The organism is Kocuria sp. CCUG 69068, from assembly GCF_020833785.1.
Taxonomy (GTDB): domain Bacteria; phylum Actinomycetota; class Actinomycetes; order Actinomycetales; family Micrococcaceae; genus Kocuria; species Kocuria rosea.
This window is the reverse complement of record NZ_PDDL01000063.1, coordinates 1-21,464: the sequence shown is the minus strand read 5'-3', so window position 1 is coordinate 21,464 and position 21,464 is coordinate 1. Positions and strand designations below refer to the sequence as shown.

The window sequence follows — 21,464 nt, the reverse complement described above, 5'->3', positions numbered from 1 at the left end:
AACGTGGGACATGAAGGCCTCCGGTGGGTGAAGCGGTGAACTAGACAGCTCCACTTCACTACCGGAGGCCTTCCCGTGTCAGCCCGACTCACCGCCTTGCGGCGGGACAACCTCCCTGGACATCACAGCTAACGGCTCGGAGCCGACGACGGAACACCGCCGTGACCGCCCGGCAGCCCTCCACTCCCGGGTCCGGCCGAGCACGCAGCACCGGACGATCCCCGCCGGACAAACCCGCCGTTCTGAGGCCGACGAGCCCGCGCTTCGTGCTGAGGACGCACGAGGATCCTCGCTCGCGCGGGAGCGCGCCGTCATCCGGGGGCAACGGGTTGACCCCCGGATCCCGTGGCGAAAAACTGGGCACCACGGATGTCGTCGGAGCACACCGAAGGACCACGTCATGGGCATCATACAGGTCGACCTCTTCCTCACCCTCGACGGCGTCTACCAGGCGCCGGGCGGGCCCGAAGAGGACCGTGCGGGCGGCTTCGAGCTCGGCGGCTGGCAGGGGACGTACTTCGACGACGAATCGGGCGCGACGATCGGCGCCGGGATCGAGCGCATCGACGCACTGCTGCTCGGTCGCCGGACCTACGACATCTTCGCCGGCTACTGGCCGGACCACGGCGACGCCGACCCGATCGCCGCGAAGTTCAACACGGTGCCGAAGTTCGTCGTGTCCCGCACGCTGACCGACCCGTCGTGGGAGGGAACCACGGTGCTGACGGAGGTCGCCGCCGAGGTGCGAGCCCTCAAGGACCGGTTCGACGAGATCCACGTCATCGGCAGCGGCGACCTCGTGCGGACGCTGCTGAAGGACGACCTCGTCGACCGGCTGAACCTGCTCCTCTATCCGCTGGTGCTGGGCTCGGGCAAGCGCGTCTTCGGCGACGGCACCGTCCCGGCCGCCTTCACCCTGGCGCAGCCGCCGCGGGCGTTCCCGAAGGGAGCGGTCTCGCTCGTCTACGAGCGGGCCGGCGACCCGGTCACCGGCGTGGACGTCTCCCAGCCGACGCGGTGAACGACTCCGTGACGCCCTGATCTCCGCATCCCTCTCACCGGCAACCGGGTCTCCGGGTGACCGGTGCCGCCGCCGCGTCGATCACGTGGAGGAAGACATCCAGAGGGATCCGCTATAATGCGGCCGTCCGAACCCGCGAAGAAGGGCCTGGGATGGACGAGCTGGAGGCACCGCGGTACCGGGTGCCGTTGCGGCTGCAGGGTGTGGAAGGCAGGATCGCGACCTTCGTGGTGCCGTCGGAGTTCGCAGAGCACATTGCCTCGGCCACGCCGGCGAAGAACGCCTGGACCCGCGATTTCAACACAGGTCTCGTCGGCGGGGTCCGCATCGATCGATCCACCACGCCGCCGACGGTGGTCAGCTACCTCACCCGGCCCTTGAAGCAGATCGACGTTGCCGGCGAAGGATGGGTGGCGCTGCTCCGCCGTGACACGCGGCCCCGGGCCAAGAGGCCCTACCAGTTGGTCTCCGTGACCCGCAGCATCGGTCAGGGCAAGGCCAAGAGCTCGGACGGCGGTCCGGCGCCGGTTCCGGTCCACACTGCCCCGCCCATGGCCCTGGACGACCGGATCTGATGTCCTGGCCTCACGGGCGCACCACCCAGGAGACCCGGTGGAGGGGGGACGGCGATGCCGAACGAGGAGGTCTTCGTACCCTACGGCCCCACTCACTGGGCCGCTCTGGGCGTCTGCGCCCTCGGGGCTGTGCTCGTGGTGATGCTGGGCCGCCGCCTGCGGGACTCCGCGGCCGAGGTGGTGTTCTCGCGGGCTTTCGCCGCGGTGCTGACCGCGTACACGGTGACGATGCTCGTCCACCGGTCGGTGCCGGCCAATTTCGACGTCCACGTCTCTCTGCCGGTCCACCTCTCGGACCTCGCGTGGATGGTCGCCGCCATCGCCCTCTGGACACGGGCCCGCTGGGCGACGGCGCTCACCTACTACTGGGGGCTGACTCTCAACCCGCAGGCCATCCTCACCCCGGCACTCGACTCGCCGGACTTCCCCCACATCGACTTCATCGACCTCTGGGTCCAGCACATCCTGGTCCTCTGGGCCACCCTGTACCTGATCTGGGGACGCGGCGGCCGCATCAGCTGGGGCAGCTACCGTCTGGCCATGGTCGTCACCGTCACGTGGGCCACGGCTGCCTTCGGACTCAACAACTGGCTGGGGACCAACTACGGCTTCCTCAACGGCAAGCCGGACAACCCCTCGATCCTCGACCTGCTCGGACCCTGGCCGTGGTACCTGCTGGTCGAGTTCCTCAACATCGCCGTGGCCTGGGCGCTCATCACCTGGCCCTGGACGATCCGGCGACAGAGCACCGCCGACCCCCGGGTCGGCGCGGCAGGCTGAGGCAGCACGGCACCAGGGCATCGAGTCATGCCTGTCGACGACGGCGGCCCGGCCCACCTCGGGAAGGTGGACCGGACCGCCGTCGTCGTCCGCATGGTTCAGGCCGGGATCAGAAGTCCCAGTCCTCGTCCTCCGTGTTCACGGCCTTGCCGATCACGTAGGAGGAGCCCGAGCCGGAGAAGAAGTCGTGGTTCTCGTCGGCGTTCGGGGACAGCGCGGACAGGATGGCCGCCGAGACGTCCGTCATCTCCTTGGGGAACAGCGCCTCGAAGCCCAGGTTGTTCAGGGCCTTGTTGGCGTTGTAGTGCAAGAACTTCTTGACGTCCTCGGTCCACCCGACACCGTCGTAGAGGGACTCGGTGTAGCGCACCTCGTTCTCGTAGAGCTCCTCGAGCAGCTCGTAGGTGTAGAGCTTCAGCTCGTCCTGGCGCTCCTGGGACTCCAGGGCCATGGCCCGCTGGAACTTGTAGCCGATGTAGTAGCCGTGCACGGCCTCGTCACGGATGATGAGGCGCACCAGGTCGGCCGTGTTCGTCAGCTTGGCCCGGGAGGACCAGTACATGGGCAGGTAGAACCCGGAGTAGAAGAGGAAGGACTCGAGCAGGGTCGAGGCCACCTTCTTCTTCAGCGGGTCGTCGCCCTTGTAGTACTTGATGATGATGTCGGCCTTCTTCTGCAGGTACGGGTTCTCCCGTGACCAGCGGAAGACGTCGTCGATCTCCTTCATGGAGGACAGCGTCGAGAAGATGGAGGAGTAGGACTTCGCGTGCACCGACTCCATGAACGCGATGTTGGTGTACACCGCCTCCTCGTGCAGGGTGACGGCGTCCGGGATCAGGGAGACGGCGCCCACGGTGCCCTGGATGGTGTCCAGCAGCGTCAGACCGGTGAACACCCGCATGGTGAGCTGCTGCTCCTCCGCGGTGAGGGTCTTCCACGAGGGGACGTCGTTGGAGATCGGCACCTTCTCGGGCAGCCAGAAGTTCGCGGTCAGCCGGTCCCAGACCTCGTCGTCCTTGGGGTCCTCGATCCGGTTCCAGTTGATGGCCTGGGCCTGGTGGTGGAGCAGCTGCACCTTGTCGATGCTCTCGCTCTTCTCCAGAGTCATGATCTGTCTCTTCCTCGAACGGGGTGGACCCCCGCGCGCGTCCTGCGGACGCGCGCGGGGAGTTGTGGGGTGGTCGCCGGGGCTCCGGCGGTCAGAGCATGCAGGAGACGCAGCCCTCGACCTCGGTGCCCTCCAGCGCCAGCTGGCGGATGCGGGAGTAGTACATCGTCTTGATGCCCTTGCGCCACGCGTAGATCTGCGCGCGGTTGATGTCCCGGGTGGTGGCCGTGTCCTTGAAGAACAGGGTCAGCGACAGGCCCTGGTCCACGTGCTGGGTGGCCGCGGCGTAGGTGTCGATGATCTTCTCGTAGCCGATCTCGTACGCGTCCTGGAAGTACTCCAGGTTCTCGTTGTTCATGAAGGGCGCCGGGTAGTACACGCGGCCCAGCTTGCCCTCCTTGCGGATCTCGATCTTCGAGGCGATCGGGTGGATCGAGGACGTCGAGTTGTTGATGTAGGAGATCGACCCGGTCGGCGGCACGGCCTGCAGGTTCTGGTTGTACATGCCGTGCTCCATGACCGAGGCCTTGAGCTGCTCCCAGTCCGCCCGGGTGGGGATGTGCACGCCCGCCTCGGCGAACAGCTCCCGCACCCGCCCGGTGGCCGGGACCCAGTCCCGGTCGGTGTACTTGGTGAAGTACTCCCCCGACGCGTACTGGGACCGCTCGAAGCCGGCGAACACCGCCTTGCGCTCCTTCGCGATCTCGTTCGACGCGCGGACCGCGTGGTACGTGACCGTGTAGAAGTAGATGTTCGTGAAGTCGAGGCCCTCCTCGGAGCCGTAGTGGATGTGCTCCTTCGCGAGGTAGCCGTGCAGGTTCATCTGCCCGAGACCCACGGCGTGGGACATCTGGTTGCCGCGCTCGATCGAGGGCACCGAGGTGATGTCGGACATGTCCGACACCGCGGTGAGCCCGCGGATCGCGGTCTCCACGGACTGCCCGAAGTCCGGGGACTCCATGGTCAGCGCGATGTTGAGGGAGCCGAGGTTGCAGGAGATGTCCTTGCCGACCTCGTCGTAGTTCAGGTCCTCGTGGTACGTGGACGGCTCGGAGACCTGGAGGATCTCGGAGCAGAGGTTGGACATGATGATCTTGCCGTCGATCGGGTTGGCCCGGTTCACCGTGTCCTCGAACATGACGTACGGGTAGCCGGACTCGAACTGGACCTCGGCGAGGGTCTGGAAGAACTCGCGGGCGTTGATCTTCTTCTTGGTGATCCGGCCGTCCGCGACCATCTCGTGGTACTTCTCGGACACGTTGACGTCGGAGAACGGCATGCCGTAGACCCGCTCCACGTCGTACGGGGAGAACAGGTACATGTCCTGGTTCTTCTTGGCCAACTCGAACGTGATGTCGGGGATGACCACGCCCAGGGAGAGGGTCTTGATCCGGATCTTCTCGTCCGCGTTCTCCCGCTTGGTGTCCAGGAAGCTGTAGATGTCCGGGTGGTGGGCGTGCAGGTACACCGCGCCCGCGCCCTGGCGGGCGCCCAGCTGGTTGGCGTAGGAGAACGAGTCCTCCAGCAGCTTCATGATGGGGATGATGCCCGAGGACTGGTTCTCGATCTTCTTGATCGGGGCCCCGGCCTCGCGGACGTTGGTCAGCGCGAACGCCACGCCGCCGCCGCGCTTGGACAGCTGCAGGGCGGAGTTGATCGACCGCCCGATGGACTCCATGTTGTCCTCGATGCGGAGCAGGAAGCAGGAGACGAGCTCGCCGCGCTGCTGCTTGCCCGCGTTGAGGAACGTGGGGGTCGCCGGCTGGAAGCGCCCGGAGATGATCTCGTCGACCAGCTGCGTGGCGAGCAGCTCGTTGCCGTCGGCGAGGTAGAGGGAGACCATGACCACGCGGTCCTCGAAGCGCTCGAGGTAGCGCTGGCCGTCAAAGGTCTTCAGCGTGTAGGACGTGTAGAACTTGAACGCGCCCAGGAAGGTCTCGAAGCGGAACTTCTGGGAGTACGCCCGCTTGGAGAGCTCCTTGATGAACTCCATGCTGTACTTCGCCAGGACCTCGGGCTCGTAGTACTGGTGCGAGACCAGGTAGTCGAGCTTCTCCTCGAGGTCGTGGAAGAAGACGGTGTTGTTGTTCACGTGCTGCAGGAAGTACTGCCGGGCGGCCTGCCGGTCGGCGTCGAACTGGATGTGCCCGTCGGCGTCGTAGAGGTTCAGCAGGGCGTTGAGCTCGTGGTAGCCCAGGCCCCGGTACTTCTCGGGAACGCGCGTGTCCTCGTGGCCGGGCTCGACGCTCACGCCCGGAGCTGCGGAAATTGTCGCCAAAACTGTTCCAATCCTTGATTTACCTGGTGGACATCCTCGGGGGTGCCCATGAGCTCGAACTTGTAGAGGACGGGGACGCCGCACTTGGCCGCGATCTTGTCCGCGGCCAGGCAGAACGCCGACCCGAAGTTGGTGTTCCCCGCGCCGATGACGCCGCGCAGGAACCGCCGGTTGGTCTCCCTGTTGAGGAACTTCACGACCTGCGGCGGGACGGCCCCGCTGCCGTTGGGCCGCCCGTACGTCGGGGCGGCCAGCACGAAGGGCTCGGTGATCTCGGGGGGCTCCTCCCCGGTCAGAAGAGGAAGGCGCAGCACGCGGGCGTCGAGCTTCTCGACGAAGCGGTGCGTGTTGTTGGAGACCGAGGAGAAGTAGACCACCAGTGGGGCGTGGCTGTCCGGTGCCGCGGCGGTGTCGCCGTGGTCCTGCTGAGCGGTCCCGGGACGGGTGCCGGGGTGGTGCGTGCTCATTGCTTCCGCGCTCCGAAATGGGGTCGGTGGTGGATGGACCGGGGCGCCGCGGGGAAGCGGGAGGCGCTCCGGCCTCAGGCCGAGAGGAGGACGGCCAGGGAGGTGATCTTGTCCGGGCGGTAGCCGGACCAGTGCTCGGTCGCCGTCTCGACGACCGGGACCTGCTGGTAGCCGAGGGCCAGGACGTGGGCCAGGGCGGCCTCGTCCTCGGTGACGTCGACGACGTTGTACTCGATGCCCTTCTTGCTCAGGGCCCGGTAGGTGGCATTGCACTGGACGCAGGCCGGCTTGCTGTACACGGTCACGGACATCGCTGTTTCCCCTTGGTCGATCGGGTGGTTTGTGGGGGAGATCCGGGACTTCCGCAGGGTCTGCGGCGGTGAAGGAGTCTCTCCGGGTGGCTGATTTCAATACTACATCTAGTGCCAGGAAGGGGAAGCGACCCCTAGATGCAGTGGTGAGGGTTGTCCACAGCTCCTCTCTCGCTATCCCCAGAACCACCGCCGGCCATCCACAGGCGGCCTCCGCGGGGGGTCGCGGAATCCCGCCGCCGGGGTCCCGTTGTGCACAGGCTGTGCGCACCGCGGGACCCCCGGCCGGTGGACAGGATTAATTTTCGGACACGGCGTGTCGGGTCCGGCGGCGGGGCCGGCGCAGCCCGACCGCCGCGGCCGCCAGGCGGGCCCGCAGGCCCCGGTAGGGCGGGTAGACGACCCGCAGCGTGTCGGGGGCGAGCGGCTTGTCCAGGACCGCGCGCGCGTGGGAGAACGTGGTGAACGAGAACTTCCCGTGGTACGCGCCGGTGCCGCTCTCCCCCACGCCGCCGAACGGCAGCTCGGGGCTGGTCAGGTGCAGCAGCGGGGCGTTGAAGGACAGTCCGCCGGAGGACGTGCGCCGGCGGAACAGCTCCTTGACCGAGCGCTCCTCGGAGAACACGTAGAGGGCCAGCGGCTTGTCCCCGGCGGTGATCAGCTCGACGGCGTGCTCCGCGGAGGCGACCGGGACCAGGGGCAGCACGGGGCCGAAGAGCTCCTCGGCCATGAGCGGGCCGTCCGGGGCGGAGCGCACCACCGTGGGCGCGAGGTAGCGCTCCCCCGGCTCGGCGGTCCCGCCGCAGACGACGTCGTGGGCGGGGACCTGCTCCAGGAGCCCCACCAGCCGGTCGAGGTGGCGCCCGGTGACGATCCGCCCGTAGGAGTCGCTGCGGGACGGGTCCTCGCCGTAGTGCTCCTCCACGGCCCGCAGGAGCTCCGGTTCGAGAGCGGCGAGCGTCTCCGGGGTGCCGAGCACGTGGTCCGGGGCCACGCAGGTCTGGCCGGCGTTGAGGAACTTCCCCCACACGATCCGCCGGGCGGCGGTGCGCAGGTCGGTCGAGCCGTCCACCCAGACCGGGGACTTCCCACCCAGCTCGAGGGTCACCGGGGTCAGGTGCCGGGCCGCGGCGGCCATCACGATCCGGGCCACCGTCCCGTTGCCGGTGTAGAAGACGTGGTCGAAGCGGTGCTCGAGCAGTCGCGTGGTCTCCGGCACGCCGCCCTCGACCACGCGCACGCAGTCCCCCAGATAGCGTTCGAGCAGCTCGGCCAGCACCCCGGAGACGGTCGCGGAGACCTCGGAGGGCTTGACGACGACGGTGTTGCCGGCGGCGAGCGCTCCCGCCAGCGGGCTCAGGACGAGCTGGACGGGATAGTTCCACGGCGCCATCACGAGCACGGTCCCGAGCGGCTGGTGCTCCACGCGGGAGCGGGCCGGGGCGAGGCTCAGCGGGACGGGGACGCGGGCCGGGGTCATCCAGCGGCCGAGCTCCTTGCGGATGCCGGCGATCTCCTCGAGGGTGAAGCCGAGCTCGGTCAGCCACGCCTCCGCCGGGGGCTTGCCGAGGTCGGTGGCCAGCGCCTCCTCGAGCACCGTCCGGTTCTCCCGCACGAGGTCCTCGAGCCGGTGCAGCCGGTCCAGCCGGGTCGCGAGGTCGACGTCGGGCACGAAGGCCGCCCGGGCACCGGCGACGGCGGCGTCCACGGCCGGGAAGTCCGCCGGGAAGTCTGCCGAGGGGTCCGCCGGGACGTCTGCCGAGTCGTCTGCCGGTGCGGGGGCGGGGAGGGTGCTGCGGGTGCTGGTCATGGGTCCAGGGTAGGGCCCGGCTCGGACGCCGCAGCCCGCCGGTCAGAGCAGGCCGTGCTCCGCGAGCTGCCGCGAGATCGAGGCGCCGTCGTTGCCCTCGATCCACAGCGTGCCCTCGGGGATGGTGACCCGCCGCTCCTCGTTGACCAGCGGGGTGCCGGCCAGCACGGCCTCCGCCGGGGACAGGTTGCGGATCACGATGGCGGCCACGTGCTCGGGATAGCGGTGCACGAAGCCGCTGTAGATCTCGGGGTCGTGCTGGCCGTCGTCGCCGATGAGGATCCAGCGCACGTGCGGGAAATTGCGGGCCAGCCGCTCGAGGTTCTGCACCTTGTGCGCGGCCCCGGCCCGGAACCACCGGTCCGTGGTGGGTCCCCAGTCGGTGAGCAGCAGGGCCCCGGCCGGGTAGGCGTTGCGCGTGAGGAAGCGGCGCAGGGTCGGCGCCACGTTCCACGCCCCCGTGGAGAGGTAGAGGAACGGCGCCTCGTGGTGGCGGTGCAGCAGCCGGTCCATCATGACCGCCATCCCGGGGGTGGGCGTGCGGGCGTGCTCGTTGAGCACGAACGAGTTCCAGGCGGCCAGCATGGGCCGGGGCAGGGCCGTGACCATGACGGTGTCGTCGATGTCGGAGACCACCCCGATGCGCTGCTCGTCGGCCACGACGAACACGCGGGACTCGACCGTCTCGGAGCCCTCCGTCTGCATCCACACGGTGTGCTCGCCGGGGGCCAGGGACACCTGCAGGTCGACGTCGACCACCCCGCCCTTGTCGGCCACCAGGTGGAACTCGAACTCGTCGATCCAGATGTTGACGTGGGCGAAGGCGATGGGCACGGAGGTGAACGAGCGCCAGCCGCGGATGGACTCGGCGCTCTCGTCGGTGGACTCGATCAGCCCCCGGGTCTTCAGCAGGGCCCGGCCCAGGACCCGCACGTGGTGCTCGGAGCCGTAGCCCTCGAAGGCCACCATGACCGGGATGTCCCCGCGGGCCTCGGCGCGCCGCTGCCGGAACCGGTGGAGCCGCTGCTCGAGGCGGTAGCCCACGTTGATGGCTTCCTCGGCGACCTGGTCGACGGTCTGCTTGAGCTCCGAGCTGCTGGATTTCTTGGCCATGCGCCCAGTCTTCCACAGGGCACACCGCGGACACGGCGGCGCCCGCGGGGCGGGCCGCGCCGGAGGTCCGGTGCGGCCCGCCCCGCGGGCGGTCGGGGTCCGCGGACTAGTTCTTGATGTAGCCGTTGGGGTTGAGCACGTACTTGGTGGCCGCCCCGGCGTCGAACTCGGCGTAGCCCTGCGGCGCCTCCTCCAGCGGGATGGCCTTGGCGTTGACGGCCTTGGCGATCTGGATCTTGTCGTGCAGGATCGCCATCATCAGCTGCCGGTTGTACTTCATCACCGGGCACTGCCCCGTGGTGAAGGACAGCGACTTCGCCCATCCCGTGCCGAGGCTGATCGACAGGGACCCCTTCTTCGCGGCCTCGTCCACGGCTCCGGGATCCCCGGTGACGTACAGGCCCGGAATGCCCAGCGCCCCGCCGGCGGCGGTGATGTCCATCAGGGAGTTGAGCACGGTGGCCGGGGCCTCGTGGGAGGCGTCCTTGCCGTGCCCACGGGCCTCGAAGCCGACGGCGTCCACGCCGCAGTCGACCTCCGGGACACCCAGGATCTGCTCGATCTGCTCGGCGGGCGAGCCCTTCGAGACGTCGACGGTCTCGCAGCCGAAGCTGCGGGCCTGGGCCAGCCGCTGCTCGTTCATGTCGCCCACGATCACCACCGCGGCTCCCAGCAGGTGCGCCGAGGCCGCCGCGGCCAGGCCCACCGGTCCGGCACCGGCGATGTAGACGGTCGAGCCCACGCCCACCCCGGCCGTCACCACGCCGTGGTAGCCGGTGGGCAGGATGTCGGAGAGCATGGTCAGGTCCATGATCTTCTCCAGGGCCTGGTCCCGGTCCGGGAACTTCAGCAGGTTCCAGTCCGCGTAGGGCACCAGCACGTACTCGGCCTGACCGCCGACCCAGCCGCCCATGTCCACGTAGCCGTAGGCGGAGCCCGGCCGGTCCGGGTTGACGTTGAGGCAGATGCCGGTCTTGCGCTCCTTGCAGTTGCGGCACCGGCCGCAGGAGATGTTGAACGGGACGGAGACGATGTCCCCGACCTTGATGAACTCGACGTCCGGCCCGCACTCGATGACCTCGCCCGTGATCTCGTGACCGAGGACCAGGTCCGTGGGGGCCGTGGTGCGCCCGCGCACCATGTGCTGGTCCGAGCCGCAGATGTTGGTGGCCACGGTCCGGAGGATGACCCCGTGCGGGACCTTCCGGCCGATGTTGGCCGGGTTGATCCCCGGCGCGTCCTTGAGATCGAACTCCGGGTACTCGGTGTCGATGACCTCGACCTTGCCGGGACCCTTGTAGGCGACCGCTCTGTTCCCTGCCATCATGACCTCTTCCGTGGTGGATGTCCGTCACGGGCGTCCACGGTGGGTCTCCACCGTCGACGCCCTTGTCCCCGACGGAACTCCCCACGCTGTGGCCTCTAGCTCGCTGTGACCCGGGTCACGGAGGACGGCCGCCGGTGGTGCTGACGCTAACAGGACGCGTCAACGAACGGAAGGGAAGGAAGCTGAGAAGACGCGAAAGAGCCCGCCCCGCGTGATGCGGAACGGGCTCTTTCGTCCTGGTGGAGCTGAGGGGACTCGAACCCCTGACCCTTTGCATGCCATGCAAATGCGCTACCAGCTGCGCCACAGCCCCAGGTCGTTACCTCGGAGACACTATCACAACCTTCACGGGCTCCTTCTCAGTCACCCTGTTCCGGTTGTTCCCGCGCCTCGCTGGGCAACGCATTCATAGTAGACAGCCGATCAGGCTCCAGGCAAATCGTCGGTGGCGGGGGCCGCGGCGGTCCGGTTGGAGAGCGGTCCGAGGTCCACCACGGGGCTGTCCCGCCACAGCCGCTCGAGGGCGTAGAACGCCCGGTCCTCGTCGTGCTGCACGTGGATCACGACGTCGCCGTAGTCCAGGAGCACCCAGCGGCCCTCGGAGCGGCCCTCGCGGCGGATCGGGCGCAGCTCGAGGCGCTCGACGAGCTTCTCCTCGATCTCGTCGACCACGGCGTTGACGAGCCGCTCGTTGGAGGCGGAGGCGACGAGGAAGGCGTCGGTGATGCCCAGGGCCTCGCTGACGTCGAGGGCCACGATGTCGTGGGCCTGCTTGGCGTCCGCCGCGGCGGCCGCGACCTGGAGGATGGAGAGGGAGAGATCGTTGACAGTCAAGGAGGATCCTTTCCCGGCGAACCGGAGGTCCCGTCCCGTGGGGACGGTTGGAGTGGAGGAGTCGTGCAGGTACGGGTGGTGCGGGAACGGTCGGTGCGGTGGAGCCGGCGGGGTGCTCAGAGCACGAACAGCACGAGCACGACGGCGAGGGCCGCGAGCACCGCCAGCAGCAGGAACCACCAGGCGCCGTTCGTGCGGCGGCGGTACTCCCGGGGCTCCAGCAGCTCGAGCCCCTCGGCGGTGCTGGCCGGCACGGGGGCGGCCGGCGGATCGTCCTCGGCCGCGGGCCACGACGCCGCGGGCCCGGACGGAACGGCCCCCAGCGGAGCCGGTGGGTCCTCCGCGTGCCCGTGCTCCTCGTGGTCACCGGCCGCGGCGGGCGCGACCGGTGTGGAGCCGTGGTGCTCGGGATCCGTGGGCGCGACGATCTCGATGTGCGTGAGCGCCGCCAGGTCCTCCGGGGCGAGCCGGTTGCTGAACAGGGCCGGGTCGACGTGCACCGGGTCGTGGGACACGTGCTCGTCCGGCCCGTCCGGGCCGCCGCCGGGGAACACGACGGTGATCTGCTCGAGCGGCTCCTGCGGGTCCTCCGGCACCGCCGGAGGACGCGGGGCCGCAGCGGGCTGCCCCGGGCCGGGCGGTGCGGAGCCGGGCGCCGGGGCCTCCGGAGCCGCCACCGGCTCCCGGACCGCGGTGTCAGCGCCCGGGTCGGCCTGCGCGGCGCCGGCCTGGGCGGCGAGCTCCGCGAACCGGCGCTGCTTCTCGAGCAGCTCGGGGTCCGCCGGGCCGGCGCCGGCCTCCTCGAGCTCGCGGGCGCGCTCGGCCAGCTCGCGCTGCAGACGGGCCAGCCGCCGCGGCCCGAGGGGCTTGACGGGGCGGACCGGCACGCCGTCCCCCCCGAGGTCGATGATGGGCGCCGGTCCGGAGGGCGGCGGCGCCGGGGCCCGGTCGGGGTCCGGTGCGGCGCCGTCCCGCACGTCGTCCTCGCCGGCCATCAGGGTGCCTTCGCCGAGACGCCGCGGGCGCCGACGTGGTCCGTCGTCGTCCCGTCCTCGGGTCCGAGGTAGAGGCCGTACTTGTTGATGTACTGCACCACGCCGTCGGGCACGAGGTACCAGACGGGCTTGTGCTCGGCCACGCGGGCGCGGCAGTCCGTGGAGGAGATCGCCATCGCGGGCACCTCGAGCAGGTTCACGCCGCTGGAGCCCACGGGCGCGGCCAGGTCGTGGCCCGGCCGGGTGACGCCGACGAAGTGGGCGAGCTGCCAGAGCTCCTCGGCGCCCTTCCACGTCAGGATCTCCGCCATGACGTCCGCGCCCGTGATGAAGAACAGGTCCGCCTCCGGGCGCTGCCGCTTCAGGTCCCGCAGGGTGTCGACCGTGAACGTGGGACCGTCGCGCTCGATGTCCACCCGGCTGACCGTGAACCGCGGGTTGGAGGCCGTGGCGATCACCGTCATGAGGTAGCGGTGCTCCGCGGGGCTCACCGCCCCGGCGGCCTTCTGCCAGGGGTGCCCGGTCGGGACGAACACGACCTCGTCGAGGTCGAACTCCCCCGCCACCTCGGACGCGGCCACGAGGTGGCCGTGGTGGATGGGGTCGAACGTCCCGCCCATGACGCCGAGCCGGGTGCGGCCCGGCCTCCGGGGCGGGACGGCCGTGCCCGTCAGGGGCAGGCCCCGGGTCCGGGCGGCGGTGTCCTGCGGAGCGGTCGTCACGACGATGGGGTTCCCCGGCTCAGCCGTGGCGCTTGGCCGCGTACTCGTCGAGCATGGCTCGCTCGTCCGCGGGCAGGTCGGCGGGGTCCTGGTGCTGGCCGACCTCCGGGCTGAGGCCCCGGTTCGCGAAGGAGAGCGTCACCACCATGAGGCCGATCAGCACGACGAATACGGAGGCGCCCCAGACCCACGGGGGAACTCCGGCCTCGGCGGCGGCGTGCCCGCCCTCGGCGGCTGCGAGGACGGTGGTGACGGTCTGCTGGAACATGGGGATCCCTTCTGTCGCCGGCGTGGCGGCGGGTGGTCGGTGGACGGCCCTGCCGCCTCGGCCGGCTGGCCCGGACGGCTCTCATCGTACTGAATCCGCGGCGGGCCCGCCGCGTCCGGGGCTCAGGCGCGGACGTGCCCGTCGCCCTGGACGATCCACTTCGTGGTGGTCAGCTCCTCCAGGCCCATGGGTCCGCGCGCGTGCATCTTCTGGGTGGAGATGCCGATCTCGGCGCCGAGACCCAGCTGGCCCCCGTCGGTGAAGCGGGTGGAGGCGTTGACCATGACCGCGGCGGCGTCGATCTCGGCGACGAACCGCTCGGCGGAGGCGAGGTCGTTGGTCACGATCGCCTCGGTGTGCCGGGTGGACCACCGGTCGATGTGCTGGAGCGCCTCGTCCAGGGAGTCCACCACCTTCACGGCCAGGTCCATGGACAGGTATTCGGTGCCCCAGTCCTCGTCGGTGGCGCGCAGGTGGTGGCTGCCGGCCGGCAGCAGGGCCTCGGCCCGCTCGTCCACGTGCAGCGTGACGCCGGCCCGGTCGAGGGCCGCGAGCACGGCGGCCCCGTGCTCGAAGCCGCGGTGCAGCAGGAGGGTCTCCGTGGTGTTGCACGTGCTCGTGCGGTGGGTCTTGGAGTTGACGACCACGTCCACGGCCATCTTCTTCGACGCCGAGTGGTCGACGAAGAGGTGGACGTTGCCCTCGCCGGTCTCGATGACGGGGACCTTGGCGTTCTGGACGACGGACTGGATCAGACCGTGCCCGCCGCGCGGGATGAGGACGTCGACCTTCCCGCGGGCCGCCATGAGCGCGTTCGCGCCCTCGCGGCCGTACTCGTCGACGCTCTGGACGCAGTCCACGGGCAGCTTCACGTCGGCCAGGGAGTCCCGGATGATGCCCACGAGGGCCCGGTTGGACTCCTCCGCGGCCGAGCCGCCGCGCAGCAGCACCGCGTTGCCGGACTTCAGGGCGATCCCGGCGATGTCCACGGTGACGTTGGGGCGGGCCTCGTAGATGGCGCCGACCACGCCCATCGGCACGCGCACCTGGCGCATCCGCAGCCCGTTGGGCAGGGTGCTGCCGCGGACGAACCCGCCCACGGGGTCGGGCAGCGCGGCGAGCTCGCGCAGGCTCTCGGCCAGGCCGGTGATCCGCTCGGCGTCCAGCTTGAGCCGGTCCAGGAGGGCCGTGGAGGTCCCGTTCACGCGGCCGCGCTCGAGGTCCTTGGCGTTCGCGGCGAGCACCACGTCCTGCTTGCGCTCGATGCGGTCGGCGATGGCGAGCAGCGCCCGGTCCTTCCAGGCCCGGGTGGCGCGGCCCAGGACGCGGGCGGAGTCCCTGGCGTCGTCGGCCATCGCGGCGACGCCGGCGACGGGGTCCTCCCCGAAGGTGGCGATGACGCCGGTGTCGGTCACGACCGCCTTGCCGGTCGTGCGGGTGGCTTCGTCGGTGGTCACGGAATCGTGTGCGGCGGAAGTCATTTCTTCAGTTTAGTCCGTGCGCCGCGGGCGCGCAGGACCACGAGGTTGTCCACGTGCACGAGCTCCCGGCTGTAGTCGTCCCCGAGCTCCTCCGCCAGCACGGAGGTGGACTTGCCGAGCATCGGCGGGATCTCGTCCGAGGAGTAGTTGCTGAGCCCGTGGGCGATCTCCTTGCCCTCCTGGTCACGCAGCGAGACGGGCTCCCCCGCCTCGAACGTCCCGGACACGCCGGTGACCCCGGCGGCCAGCAGCGAGTTGCGGTCGCGGATCGCCTCGACGGCGCCCGGGTCCAGGGTCAGGGAGCCCTTGATGTCCGCGAGGTGGGCCAGCCACAGCAGCCGGACGTTGCGCCGCCCGCCGGAGGTCGCGAACCAGGTGCCGACGTCCTCGCCGTCCAGGGCGCGGGTGATGTTCTGGGCCGAGGTGACGAGCGCGGGGATGCCCGAGGCCGCGGCGATCCGGGCCGCCTGGACCTTGGTGACCATGCCGCCGGAGCCGACGCCGGCGCGGCCGACCGACCCGATCTGCACGCCCTCGAGATCCTTGATGGGATCGTTCACCACCGGGATCCGCTCCCCGCCCTTGCGGGGGTCCATGGTGTAGAGGGCGTCGACGTCGGAGAGCAGCAGCAGGACGTCGGCCTTGATCAGGTGGGCGATCAGGGCGGCGATCCGGTCGTTGTCGCCGAACTTGATCTCCTGGCTGGACACGGCGTCGTTCTCGTTGACGATGGGCAGCACCCCGAAGTCCAGGAGCCGTTCGATCTGGCGGTGGGTGTTCTTGTAGTGGCTGCGCCGCATCAGGTCCTCGGCGGTGACCAGCACCTGGCCCACCGTGACGCCGTAGCGGGCGAAGGACTCGATGTAGCGGCCCATGAGCAGGCCCTGCCCCACGGCGGCGGCCGCCTGCTTGCCGGCCAGGTTCTTCGGCCGCCGGGACAGCCCCAGGGGCGCCAGGCCGGCCGTGATGGCGCCCGAGGAGACGAACACGAGCTCGATGCCGCGGGCCTTCGTCTCGCCGAGGGCGTCCACGATCATCCGCACGGCCTGCTCGTCGATCGAGCTCTCGATGGACGTCAGCGAGGACGAGCCGACCTTGACCACCACGCGGTGGGCGCGCGGGATGTCCTCGCGGCGCTCGATGGGGCTGCGCCGGTTCTTGCCGCGGTTCTCGCTGCTGAGCTGGACCGCGGACTTCTCCGCGACCTCCTCGAGCTGCTCGACGTCGATCTCGTTCGTCTGCTCGTTCATCCTGGGCGTCTCCCTCGTCCGGTGGGCGTCGTCGGTGTGTCGGTCAGTCGGTGTGTCGGGTCAGTCGGTGTGGCGGGTCGGTCGTCGGGTGGTGGCCGCGGGGCGTCCGGCACGTGCGGCCGCGGTCCGCCCCGCGGGCGGGCTCAGTCGTCGGTGCCGGCCGGGGCCTCGCCGCGCCGGGCGTCGACCGACTCGGTCCACACCCCGGCGGAGCGCTCGGCCTCGAGCTCGGCGCGGGCGGCGGCCTTGGCGTCCTTGCGGTCCTGGTACTGCTGGCGCTTCTGCTCGCGGGTGGGACGGTCGATGTCCGCGAAGCGCAGGTCGGTGCCGCGGGGCCCGGCCAGCAGCTCGGCGCCGCCGACCATCGTGGGCTCCCAGTCGAAGACCACGCCGTCGTCCTCGGGACCGATGAGCACGGCGTCGCCGGGCCGGGCGCCCTGCTTGAACAGCTCCGTCTCGACGCCGAGCTTCGCGAGCCGGTCGGCGAGGTAGCCGACGGCCTCCTCGTTGTTGAAGTCGGTCTGCAGGATCCACCGGTCGGGCTTGTCGCCGCGCACGTGCCACAGCGGCTCGAGGTTGCGCTCCTCCCGGGTGATGGTGAACTCGGGTCCGCGCACCCCCTTGGGTCGCAGCACGACCCGCGGGGCCTCCGCCGGGGCGGGGCGGGCCGCCCGGGCCTCCTGCACGACCTCGCCCATGGCGAAGGTCAGCTGCCGCAGCCCCTCGTGGGAGGCGGTGGAGATCTCGAACACGCGGTAGCCGCGGGACTCGAGCTCGGGCCGTACGAACTCGGCGAGCTCCCGGGCCTCGAGGACGTCGATCTTGTTCAGCACCACGAGCCGGGGCCGGTCGTTGAGCGGCACCGCCTGGCCGCCGTCGAGGTCGCCGTCGACGGCGTAGCCGGCGAGCTCCGCCTCGATCGTCTCGAGGTCGGAGACCGGGTCCCGCCCGGGCTCGAGGGTCGCACAGTCGAGGACGTGCACGAGCGCGGCGCAGCGCTCGACGTGGCGAAGGAACTCCAGCCCCAGGCCCTTGCCCTCGGAGGCGCCGGGGATCAGGCCCGGGACGTCCGCCACGGTGTAGCGCACGTCCCCGGCCTCCACCACGCCGAGGTTCGGGACGAGCGTGGTGAACGGGTAGTCGGCGATCTTGGGGCGAGCGGCGCTGATCGCGGCGATCAGGCTGGACTTGCCGGCAGAGGGGTAGCCGACCAGGGCGATGTCGGCGATGGACTTCAGCTCCAGGACCACGTCCCGGGCCGAGCCCGGCGTGCCGAGGAGCGCGAAGCCGGGGGCCTTGCGCTTGACCGAGGCCAGCGCGGCGTTGCCCAGCCCGCCCTGCCCGCCGGGGGCGGCCACGAACTCGGAGCCCTGGCCCACGAGGTCGGCCAGGACGTTGCCGTCCTGGTCCTTGACCACGGTGCCGTCGGGCACGGACAGGACGAGGTCCTCGCCCTTGTGCCCGTGGCGGAGGTCGCCCTTGCCGGGTCCGCCGTTGGGGGCGGACTGGTGCGGGGCGTGGTGGTAGTTCAGCAGCGTGGTGGTCTGGCCGTCCACGCGCAGCACCACGCTGCCGCCGTCCCCCCCGTTGCCGCCGTCCGGCCCGCCGAGCGGCTTGAACTTCTCGCGGCGGATGGACACGCAGCCGTGCCCGCCGGAGCCGCCGGAGACGTGCAGGACGACGCGGTCGACGAAACTGGCCACGGGGAACTCCTCTGGTTCAAGAACGGACGGGCCACGTTAAGACTGTAGAGGGCGGGCGCTGGACGCACCCACCCTCTACAGACCAAACATGGGTGGTGCGGGTCGTGACCCGCACCGGGGCCGGCAGCGCCGGCCCTGTGGACTACTCTGCGGCAGCCTGGATGTTGACGACCTTGCGGCCCCGGCGGGTGCCGAACTCGACCTGACCGGCGGCCAGGGCGAACAGGGTGTCGTCGCCACCGCGGCCGACGTTGAGGCCGGGGTGGAAGTGCGTGCCGCGCTGCCGGACGAGGATCTCGCCGGCGTTGACGGTCTGGCCGCCGAAGCGCTTCACGCCGAGGTACTGCGCGTTGGAGTCGCGACCGTTGCGAGTGGAGCTCGCGCCCTTCTTGTGTGCCATGAGGTGTGCCTACCTTCGGATCTTTACTGGCTGGTGGAGTCTGGACGGGGACCGGGCCGGTCAGGCGTCGATGCCGGTCACCTTCACGGTGGTCAGCTCGGCACGGAAGCCCTGGCGCTTCTTGTAGCCGGTCTTGTTCTTGAACTTCTGGATGGAGATCTTGGGACCGCGGAGGTTCTCGACGATCTCGGCCGTGACCTTGACGCTCGCCAGGGTCTGGGCATCCGAGGTGATCTTGTCCCCGTCGACCAGCAGCAGGGCAGGGAGCTCGATGGTGCTGCCTGCTCCGCCGGCGACGCGGTCAAGGGTAACGAGGTCTCCGACGGAAACCTTTTCCTGGCGGCCGCCAGCGCGGACAATCGCGTACACCACTTGGGAACTCACTTCTCTCGACGTCATGTGTAAACAGTGTGGGTCGAGCGCATACCTGTCAGGACCAACGACGTTGAGACGAGCTGACGGTGACCGGCCCGTGGGACTAGGCCGAGGTCAGCGCAGGTTCGCCGCAATTCAGGAACTGCACCCGCATGTGCCGCCAGGTGGGGTGTCGAGTTTTTACACGCGCGCACCGGCAGGGCACCGAAGATCAAGACTACTCGATCCGGTCAGCGCCCGCCAACCGGCGCTCCGCCACCGGCGCGGCGAAGAAGTCCCGCTCGAGCGCGCAGGCCTCCAGGAACACCTCCCGCATCCTCGCCCGGACGTCCGCCGGGGCCGCCCGGGCGGCGTCGTCGAGCAGCCGGCGGGCCGTGCGGGTGGCCTCCTGGAACCCCTCGTCCGCGTACGTGGCCAGCCAGTCCGCGTAGGGGTGCCCGTCGGTCCCGTCGGCCGCGGCGAGCTCGTTCAGGTGCCGGCCCACGTCCGCGTAGACCCAGTAGCACGGCAGCACGGCGGCCAGGCCCACCGGGTAGGGCTCGGCGGCGGTGGCCGCGAGCAGGAACGTGGTGTAGCGCCGCGTCACCTCGCCGAGGCCGTCCCGGGCACTGCCGGCCCGGGCGCCGCCGTCCCCGGCGTGCCGCAGCCGGGCCCGGTGCAGCTGCGCCTCGGTCTCGGTGCAGGACACGGCGCCGGCGGCGAAGAACAGCCGCTGCTCCTCGTCGGGCGCCCTGGCGGCCAGCAGTGCCAGCGCCCGGCTGTAGCCGTCGAGGTACTGCAGGTCCTGGTCGAGGTAGGCGAGGAAGCGGTCCGGCTCGAGCCGGCCGTCGCCGAGGAGGCGGACGAACTCGAGCTCCTCGATCTCCCGCCGCACGGCCGCGGAGGCCTCCCACAGCTCGTCGGTGAACCGCTCCGGGCCCGTGCCCCAGCTCTCGAGGGCGTCCTGGACGTGGTGGAAGTGGTGGACGGGCCCGCTGCCGTGGCCCACGTCGAGGTCCCCGGCGGCCTCGAGGGCGCCGCGCAGCCAGTCCCGGGCGATCCGCAGGCTCCGGGGCCAGTCCCCGTGCCGGGCCTGGAGGGTGGCCAGGGCCGAGGAGAGGGAGCAGCCGGTGCCGTGGGAGTTCTCGGTGGGCACGCGGGCCCCGTCGAACGCCACGAGGGACTCGGGGGCGTCCGGGCCCACGAGCGCGTCGGGCGTCCGGTCCCCCGTGAGGTGCCCGCCCTTGACGAGCACCAGGGTGCCGTGGGCGCGGGCCACGCGGTGGCCCTGCGCCAGGGCCTCGTCCCACGACGACGCCATGTCCTCCCCGGCGAGCACGGCGAGCTCCTGCAGGTTCGGGGTGATCAGGTCGGCGAGGCCGAGCATCTCGCGCAGGGCGTCCTCGGCCTCGCGCTCCAGCAGGCGGCCCCCGGAGGTCGCGACCATGACGGGGTCCAGGACCACGACCGGCGGCCGGTGGGTCCCGAGCCACCGGGTGACGGCCTCGATGACCGGCACGGACCCGAGCATCCCGATCTTGACGGCGTCGATCTCGACGTCCTCGGCGACCGCGTCCAGCTGTGCCGAGAGGAACTCGACCGGCGGGACGTGGATGCCGCGCACGCCCACGGTGTTCTGGACGACGACGGCGGTGACGGCGCTCATCCCGTAGCCGCCCATCGCGGCGATCGACTTGAGGTCCGCGTGCTGGCCGGCGCCGCCCGTGGGGTCGGTGCCGGCGATGGCCAGGACGCGGGGCACGCGGGCGGTCACGGGGCCACCTCCCCGGCGGGCACGGCGGCGAAGGCCCGCAGGTAGCGGGCGGCCGCGGCGGCGGGGTCCGGGTCGGCGCAGATCCCGGAGACCACGGCCAGCCCCGCGGCGCCGGCGGCGCGCAGGCCGGGGGCGTCCTCGACCCGCACCCCGCCGATGGCCAGGCAGGGCAGGACCGTGCGGGCCGCGGCGCGGGCGAAGCCCGCGACGCCCAGCGGCTCGGGGTGGTCGGGCTTGGTGCGGGTCGCCCGCACCGCCCCGACGCCCAGGTAGTCGACCGTCCCGGCCGGCAGCGCGGCGGCGGCATCGAGCTCCTCCGCCGTGGCGGCGCTGAGGCCGAGCACGGCGTGCGGGCCGCAGATCTCCCGGGCGAGCGCCACGGGCAGGTCCGACTGGCCCACGTGCACGCCGGCCACGGGGGCGCCGGCCGCGCGGGCGGCGAGGTACACGTCGGCGCGGTCGTCCACGAGCACGGGCACCTCCCGGCCCACGCGCTCGGCGACGGCCGTCAGCAGGGCGACGAGCTCGCGGACCGGGGCGTCCTTCTCCCGCACCTGGACCATGGTGGCTCCCCCGCGCACGGCGGCGGCCACGACGTCCGGGACCGCCCGGGGGGCGCTCAGGGCGGTGTCCGTCACCAGGTGCAGGGACAGGGCCGCGGGGTCGAGGCGCGGGCTCACCGGGAGACCTCCTCGCGCACGAGCTCCGCCCGGGCGGCGATCCCCTCCGGGGTGACGGCGTGCAGCCGGTCGAGCAGCGCCACGGCGAAGGAGCCGGGCCCGGCGGAGTCGGCGGCCGCGTCCTCGGCCGCGAGGGTGTACACCGTGGTGGCGGCCACCGCCGCGGCGGCCGGGTCCGTGCGCACGGCGGTGAACGCCGCCATGAGGGCGCCC

The 21,464-nt window shown here is 70.9% G+C and carries 22 protein-coding genes and 1 tRNA gene; 3 read left to right on the top strand and 20 right to left on the bottom strand.

The window, feature by feature from the left end; translation table 11 throughout:
• The first annotated feature begins 400 nt into the window (after nt 1-400).
• The 3 genes from CRM73_RS12430 to CRM73_RS12420 all read left to right on the top strand — a co-directional run bounded on the left by CRM73_RS12430 (nt 401) and on the right by CRM73_RS12420 (nt 2,376).
• Entirely contained in the window at nt 401-1,021 is a 621-nt protein-coding gene (locus tag CRM73_RS12430) for a dihydrofolate reductase family protein (RefSeq protein WP_229587904.1), read from the top strand.
• A gap of 152 nt (nt 1,022-1,173) precedes the next feature.
• Nucleotides 1,174-1,596: a hypothetical protein gene (locus CRM73_RS12425; protein ID WP_229587902.1), complete on the top strand. Its 423-nt coding sequence runs from the start codon at nt 1,174-1,176 to the stop codon at nt 1,594-1,596.
• Between the two features lie 54 nt (nt 1,597-1,650).
• A complete protein-coding gene (locus CRM73_RS12420; RefSeq protein WP_229587900.1) occupies nt 1,651-2,376 on the top strand; it encodes a TIGR02206 family membrane protein in 726 nt (241 codons plus the stop codon).
• Between the two features lie 109 nt (nt 2,377-2,485).
• On the opposite strand, the gene nrdF is transcribed toward CRM73_RS12420, so the two are convergent.
• From nrdF to CRM73_RS12320, 20 genes are all read right to left on the bottom strand, one after another.
• On the bottom strand, nt 2,486-3,484 hold the full coding sequence (gene nrdF, locus CRM73_RS12415; RefSeq protein ID WP_017834614.1) for a class 1b ribonucleoside-diphosphate reductase subunit beta: 999 nt from the start codon (nt 3,482-3,484) through the stop codon (nt 2,486-2,488).
• 91 nt (nt 3,485-3,575) lie between these two features.
• On the bottom strand, nt 3,576-5,735 hold the full coding sequence (gene nrdE / locus CRM73_RS12410) for a class 1b ribonucleoside-diphosphate reductase subunit alpha (RefSeq protein WP_035929990.1): 2,160 nt from the start codon (nt 5,733-5,735) through the stop codon (nt 3,576-3,578).
• The gene (gene nrdI / locus CRM73_RS12405) at nt 5,732-6,229 is read right to left on the bottom strand and encodes a class Ib ribonucleoside-diphosphate reductase assembly flavoprotein NrdI (RefSeq protein ID WP_229587898.1); all 498 of its coding nucleotides are present in this window, start codon (nt 6,227-6,229) and stop codon (nt 5,732-5,734) included. Before nrdI ends, nrdE begins: the two co-directional genes overlap by 4 nt.
• 74 nt (nt 6,230-6,303) lie before the next feature.
• A complete protein-coding gene (gene nrdH, locus CRM73_RS12400; protein ID WP_109267973.1) occupies nt 6,304-6,540 on the bottom strand; it encodes a glutaredoxin-like protein NrdH in 237 nt (78 codons plus the stop codon).
• Nucleotides 6,541-6,838: 298 nt separating this feature from the next.
• Entirely contained in the window at nt 6,839-8,350 is a 1,512-nt protein-coding gene (locus CRM73_RS12395) for an aldehyde dehydrogenase family protein (RefSeq protein WP_229587896.1), read from the bottom strand.
• Between the two features lie 42 nt (nt 8,351-8,392).
• The gene (locus tag CRM73_RS12390) at nt 8,393-9,463 is read right to left on the bottom strand and encodes an App1 family protein (RefSeq protein ID WP_017834609.1); all 1,071 of its coding nucleotides are present in this window, start codon (nt 9,461-9,463) and stop codon (nt 8,393-8,395) included.
• A gap of 106 nt (nt 9,464-9,569) precedes the next feature.
• Nucleotides 9,570-10,787, bottom strand: a complete 1,218-nt coding sequence (gene fdhA, locus CRM73_RS12385; protein WP_031283632.1) for a formaldehyde dehydrogenase, glutathione-independent — start codon at nt 10,785-10,787, stop codon at nt 9,570-9,572.
• Nucleotides 10,788-11,027: 240 nt separating this feature from the next.
• Nucleotides 11,028-11,103, bottom strand: a tRNA-Ala gene (locus CRM73_RS12380).
• A 110-nt stretch (nt 11,104-11,213) separates the two neighbouring features.
• A complete protein-coding gene (gene rsfS, locus CRM73_RS12375; protein WP_035930004.1) occupies nt 11,214-11,624 on the bottom strand; it encodes a ribosome silencing factor in 411 nt (136 codons plus the stop codon).
• Nucleotides 11,625-11,740: 116 nt separating this feature from the next.
• The gene (locus CRM73_RS12370; RefSeq protein WP_109244354.1) at nt 11,741-12,619 is read right to left on the bottom strand and encodes a hypothetical protein; all 879 of its coding nucleotides are present in this window, start codon (nt 12,617-12,619) and stop codon (nt 11,741-11,743) included.
• A complete protein-coding gene (nadD, locus tag CRM73_RS12365; RefSeq protein ID WP_306460803.1) occupies nt 12,619-13,293 on the bottom strand; it encodes a nicotinate-nucleotide adenylyltransferase in 675 nt (224 codons plus the stop codon). Before nadD ends, CRM73_RS12370 begins: the two co-directional genes overlap by 1 nt.
• A gap of 67 nt (nt 13,294-13,360) precedes the next feature.
• Entirely contained in the window at nt 13,361-13,609 is a 249-nt protein-coding gene (locus CRM73_RS12360; RefSeq protein ID WP_017834605.1) for a hypothetical protein, read from the bottom strand.
• A gap of 122 nt (nt 13,610-13,731) precedes the next feature.
• Nucleotides 13,732-15,090, bottom strand: coding sequence for a glutamate-5-semialdehyde dehydrogenase (locus CRM73_RS12355; protein ID WP_031283629.1), 1,359 nt, complete (start codon nt 15,088-15,090; stop codon nt 13,732-13,734).
• Entirely contained in the window at nt 15,087-16,340 is a 1,254-nt protein-coding gene (proB, locus tag CRM73_RS12350; RefSeq protein ID WP_035930013.1) for a glutamate 5-kinase, read from the bottom strand. Before proB ends, CRM73_RS12355 begins: the two co-directional genes overlap by 4 nt.
• Before the next feature lie 143 nt (nt 16,341-16,483).
• The gene (obgE, locus tag CRM73_RS12345) at nt 16,484-18,043 is read right to left on the bottom strand and encodes a GTPase ObgE (RefSeq protein WP_133410785.1); all 1,560 of its coding nucleotides are present in this window, start codon (nt 18,041-18,043) and stop codon (nt 16,484-16,486) included.
• A gap of 142 nt (nt 18,044-18,185) precedes the next feature.
• On the bottom strand, nt 18,186-18,443 hold the full coding sequence (gene rpmA, locus CRM73_RS12340) for a 50S ribosomal protein L27 (RefSeq protein WP_017834601.1): 258 nt from the start codon (nt 18,441-18,443) through the stop codon (nt 18,186-18,188).
• 60 nt (nt 18,444-18,503) lie between these two features.
• Nucleotides 18,504-18,815 carry a 50S ribosomal protein L21 gene (rplU, locus tag CRM73_RS12335; RefSeq protein WP_017834600.1) on the bottom strand — a complete coding sequence of 104 codons (312 nt, stop codon included), beginning with the start codon at nt 18,813-18,815 and terminating at the stop codon, nt 18,504-18,506.
• A 220-nt stretch (nt 18,816-19,035) separates the two neighbouring features.
• On the bottom strand, nt 19,036-20,571 hold the full coding sequence (locus CRM73_RS12330; protein WP_229587894.1) for a bifunctional hydroxymethylpyrimidine kinase/phosphomethylpyrimidine kinase: 1,536 nt from the start codon (nt 20,569-20,571) through the stop codon (nt 19,036-19,038).
• On the bottom strand, nt 20,568-21,251 hold the full coding sequence (gene thiE / locus CRM73_RS12325) for a thiamine phosphate synthase (protein ID WP_229587892.1): 684 nt from the start codon (nt 21,249-21,251) through the stop codon (nt 20,568-20,570). The genes CRM73_RS12330 and thiE overlap by 4 nt, the downstream gene beginning before the upstream one ends.
• The coding region (locus tag CRM73_RS12320) for a hydroxyethylthiazole kinase (protein ID WP_229587890.1) at nt 21,248-21,464 on the bottom strand (217 nt) is incomplete at its 5' end. The genes CRM73_RS12320 and thiE, both read right to left, overlap by 4 nt.